The sequence below is a fragment of the Escherichia sp. MOD1-EC7003 genome, assembly GCF_002965065.1.
GTDB lineage: Bacteria > Pseudomonadota > Gammaproteobacteria > Enterobacterales > Enterobacteriaceae > Escherichia.
This window is the reverse complement of the sequence record NZ_PTRE01000218.1, coordinates 1-4,138: the sequence shown is the minus strand read 5'-3', so window position 1 is coordinate 4,138 and position 4,138 is coordinate 1. Positions and strand designations below refer to the sequence as shown.

Sequence of the window (4,138 nt, the reverse complement as noted above, 5' to 3'; positions counted from 1 at the left end):
GATTGGCGTTAATGCCATTTTCAAGAGCAAGTTTTGAGATGGATATCCCGGGTTCACAGGAGGCAGCAACGAGCTGCTGTTTAAATTCGGGAGGATAATTAGGGCAGCCTTTTCGCCTGCCGGGAGTCACATTTTTCTGCATATCTGACACTTTGGTTCCCACTACTTATTTGGTGGACACCACTTTGTCTAATTCGTCAGATTCTGACCAGACGGTTCAGGCTGTACGCTTACCCGCAGACGGCGTACCACACAGGAAAAGATCGCAATTGTTCAGCAGAGCTTTGAACCGGGGATGACGGTCTCCCTCGTTGCCCGGCAACATGGTGTAGCAGCCAGCCAGTTATTTCTCTGGCGTAAGCAATACTAGGAAGGAAGTCTTACTGCTGTGGCCGCCGGAGAACAGGTTGTTCCTGCCTCTGAACTTGCTGCCGCCATGAAGCAGATTAAAGAACTCCAGCGCCTGCTCGGCAAGAAAACGATGGAAAATGAACTCCTCAAAGAAGCCGTTGAATATGGACGGGCAAAAAAGTGGATAGCGCACGCGCCCTTATTGCCCGGGGATGGGGAGTAAGCTTAGTCAGCCGTTGTCTCCGGGTGTCGCGTGCGCAGTTGCACGTCATTCTCAGACGAACCGATGACTGGATGGATGGCCGCCGCAGTCGTCACACTGATGATACGGATGTGCTTCTCCGTATACACCATGTTATCGGAGAGCTGCCCACGTATGGTTATCGTCGGGTATGGGCGCTGCTTCGCAGACAGGCAGAACTTGATGGTATGCCTGCGATCAATGCCAAACGTGTTTACCGGATCATGCGCCAGAATGCGCTGTTGCTTGAGCGAAAACCTGCTGTACCGCCATCGAAACGGGCACATACAGGCAGAGTGGCCGTGAAAGAAAGCAATCAGCGATGGTGATCTGACGGGTTCGAGTTCTGCTGTGATAACGGAGAGAGACTGCGTGTCACGTTCGCGCTGGACTGCTGTGATCGTGAGGCACTGCACTGGGCGGTGACTACCGGCGGCTTCAACAGTGAAACAGTACAGGACGTCATGCTGGGAGCGGTGGAACGCCGCTTCGGCAACGATCTTCCGTCGTCTCCAGTGGAGTGGCTGACGGATAATGGTTCATGCTACCGGGCTAATGAAACACGCCAGTTCGCCCGGATGTTGGGACTTGAACCGAAGAACACGGCGGTGCGGAGTCCGGAGAGTAACGGAATAGCAGAGAGCTTCGTGAAAACGATAAAGCGTGACTACATCAGTATCATGCCCAAACCAGACGGGTTAACGGCAGCAAAGAACCTTGCAGAGGCGTTCGAGCATTATAACGAATGGCATCCACATAGTGCGCGGGGTTATCGCTCGCCACGGGAATATCTGCGGCAGCGGGCTTGTAATGGGTTAAGTGATAACAGATGTCTGGAAATATAGGGGCAAATCCAATCAGTTCTATTTAATCCACTGCCGGAAACACGAATCGGGAACATTATGAAAAATACCGCGCAGCAGGGCTGTTGGCATATACCAGTAAATCAGGTCACGTAACCAGGAACTGCCCCGCCCTTTTTTCAGTTTTTTAATCCCGAAATAAACCAGAACCGCTGCACCAATACCGAACAGATATTTCGATGTTGTGATACCCCAGCCAATACAGATTGCTGCGGGGATCAGTTCATCCAGTGGCAGGCCAAACCAGCGGCTCTGGTTGGTCAGTGTTTCCGGGAAACGATATTTCTTAAGTTTATTCTCGTATCCCGACATCGTTTTATTTCCTGTCAGAGGCCAACGACGGCCATACCCACAGCAATAAATACAGAGATGATGGCAAAACCGGCCAGGAACTTGACGTTTTTGGTCATCATGTACATGACTGCACCGACCAGAACTTCAGCCAGAACAACCCATTTAACAACACTGGAGTCCTTACCGAAGGTCGCCTTAACCGTGGTGTTACCGCTTGCCATCAGGTCCTGGCCCTGTGCTGCCATTGCCAGTTGCGGGAAGAACAGCAGCCGGGATCACAGCGCGAGCCAGGCGAAGCATATTCAGACGAGTGAATTTAGAAAAAAACGACTTCTTTTTGACGGGCACAGAAGCACCCTGAACACTTAAAACAGCATTCATAAGTTACCTCAATTTCGGATAAATGAATAAAACTAGAGTGTATTAAATGTTATATCTTCCTCTTTATCTGCCTCCCTGAATATCTCCGAGTTATAAAAATCAGGAAACTTGATCAAATGATCAATAACTCTGTCTGCAGCCTCATCTGTTTTACACCATCCACTACGATTTTTGGCTGCAATAAGTAGCTGGTTAGTTTCATCATCCAGACGCATTGTCAGATACTTAACCAGCGACTTACCATAGATATTCCCTGCCCTGTTAAACTTTGGATAGCGGTGAAGATGATCTTTAAGTCTTATTACTGCCTCAAACGATCGACTTCTTCCGCTTCTGTTACTTGCCTCAATTAATAGACTTTCCACATCTACAGGTAATTTTAGTTTTACCATCTTACCTGTTGCAGAACGTGTACCAAATCTTTTCAATAACACCTCCCGCTGTTTATCTTCTGGTTACCACTTATGTTTGCAGAATAATCAGAAAAGGTAAATAGACGGAAAGCCTATATTTTATTAACGCGTATTTATGATACACATAGCCTTCTCGTATAAATAATGAATAAACTTTTTATTGTAGAGTAAGATGATTAACTCATCTTTATTAGAAACAGAGAAGTAGTCGCATATCAGAGATGCGTGTTTCTTTGATGTGGAGATGGATATGTTTAATATTCTTGCTATAGCATTATGACTGATTCCGGTGCTATATAAGTAAAAGACATCATTTACATATGATGATACAGAAGAATCATCACTCATTCTTCTGATTATATTTCTGATATCATCACTGACAATCGTTTTTTGATTACAACTGTCTTTATGACGAACATGATCAGCATCATAAAATTGCCACAGAATAATATTTCTGTGTCCATTAAGAAATGACTGGACAGATATTATCCAGAATCTGTTCTGAATAAAAACATCCTCTACAAGATTAAGATGCGTATGCTCATTCCTGTATGCTTCCATCTCTGTGACAGAGATCAATTCACAAAAATCTCTCTGCGACAGAAGCCATTTTTCAGCACTTTGATCTTGTGTAAGAAATGACTCATGAAACAGCGTATTGCAAAAAATAAATTTTCCAGTTTCGTCCCTGATACAGGCTGAATTTGGATAATCCTGAATAACTGCCGTCAGATTTTCCAGCAGATCTATTTGACGAGCATGTTTTTGTTGAATACGATCCATCGGATACATAGGAACCTCCTCACAAAGGATTCTATGGGCAGTCGATGCAGGGAGTTCACGTCTCCCTGCATCGGCGATTTTCAATTTCAAATTTTAACGTGGCATTAACCACGTAATTAATATACTAATTATCTTTCGTACTGTCACCTTTTTAAATCATAAAAACTCTGATATTTGAACGAAGTCAAATTTCTTTTATTCATCATCATTTTTTGGAAAAAATCGTTCCATCTCAGATGATACCTTCTCCCTGATATCTTCAACCATATTGGCATATTCAAACTTTGGATTTCCGGAGACATGAGGACTGAGAGACTCAATACCCAAAATTTTCGCTACTGATGATTGTGTTTTTACAACGCATTCAAGAAGCAATTTATTAAACTCAGTCTGATTAAATGCAGACTCTTTACGCTCCATCTGAGCCTCATGTACACGAAGCCCCAGTTCAAGAAGCATTGAAGCTGTTGCTGAAAAACTGACATCTTTTTCCCTTGCCCCTTCCTGTCGACGCTTCTCAATAATCGCATTTATTTTTTCATAGGCATCATTGCTGATATACAGGTTCACCTTAGCCATTAAAGATTACCTTTTTTTAACATAAAATAAAGTTAATTTAGAAACACTAAAATTCATAATGCAAACAGGGACGCACCGCTAGCAGCGCCCCTAGCGGTATCCTATAAAGAAACACACCGCGCCGCTAGCAGCCCCCCCTAATATAAAATAGTGTTTTTTATAAAAATATTCATTACTAACCCTACAAAGCGCGGTCGGAAGGATGTTGTAGCAGCGCTGAAGCCGATATTTTA

The 4,138-nt window shown here is 44.2% G+C and carries 4 protein-coding genes and 2 pseudogenes; 1 reads left to right on the top strand and 5 read right to left on the bottom strand.

Annotated elements, in window-relative coordinates; translation table 11 throughout:
• Positions 1-262 precede the first annotated feature (262 nt).
• Positions 263-1,437: pseudogene (locus tag A7090_RS24080) on the top strand (IS3-like element IS2 family transposase).
• An 18-nt stretch (positions 1,438-1,455) separates the two neighbouring features.
• On the opposite strand, the gene traL reads toward A7090_RS24080, so the two are convergent.
• The 5 genes and pseudogenes from traL to traM form a co-directional block, all read right to left on the bottom strand.
• A complete protein-coding gene (traL, locus tag A7090_RS24075; protein WP_000017387.1) occupies positions 1,456-1,767 on the bottom strand; it encodes a type IV conjugative transfer system protein TraL in 312 nt (103 codons plus the stop codon).
• Positions 1,768-1,781: 14 nt separating this feature from the next.
• A pseudogene (gene traA / locus A7090_RS24070) lies at positions 1,782-2,130 on the bottom strand (type IV conjugative transfer system pilin TraA).
• Positions 2,131-2,162: 32 nt separating this feature from the next.
• Positions 2,163-2,558, bottom strand: a complete 396-nt coding sequence (gene traY / locus A7090_RS24065; RefSeq protein ID WP_001309237.1) for a conjugal transfer relaxosome DNA-bindin protein TraY — start codon at positions 2,556-2,558, stop codon at positions 2,163-2,165.
• Positions 2,559-2,645: 87 nt separating this feature from the next.
• Positions 2,646-3,335: a conjugal transfer transcriptional regulator TraJ gene (gene traJ / locus A7090_RS24060; protein WP_023308664.1), complete on the bottom strand. Its 690-nt coding sequence runs from the start codon at positions 3,333-3,335 to the stop codon at positions 2,646-2,648.
• A 186-nt stretch (positions 3,336-3,521) separates the two neighbouring features.
• Positions 3,522-3,905: a conjugal transfer relaxosome DNA-binding protein TraM gene (traM, locus tag A7090_RS24055; protein WP_001151524.1), complete on the bottom strand. Its 384-nt coding sequence runs from the start codon at positions 3,903-3,905 to the stop codon at positions 3,522-3,524.
• Positions 3,906-4,138: the final 233 nt, after the last annotated feature.

Bases quoted from the DNA above. Each gene is read 5' to 3' on its own strand.
- traL (WP_000017387.1), bottom strand. From the start codon at position 1,767: ATGTCGGGATACGAGAATAAACTTAAGAAATATCGTTTCCCGGAAACA.
- traJ (WP_023308664.1), bottom strand. From the start codon at position 3,335: ATGTATCCGATGGATCGTATTCAACAAAAACATGCTCGTCAAATAGAT.
- traM (WP_001151524.1), bottom strand. From the start codon at position 3,905: ATGGCTAAGGTGAACCTGTATATCAGCAATGATGCCTATGAAAAAATA.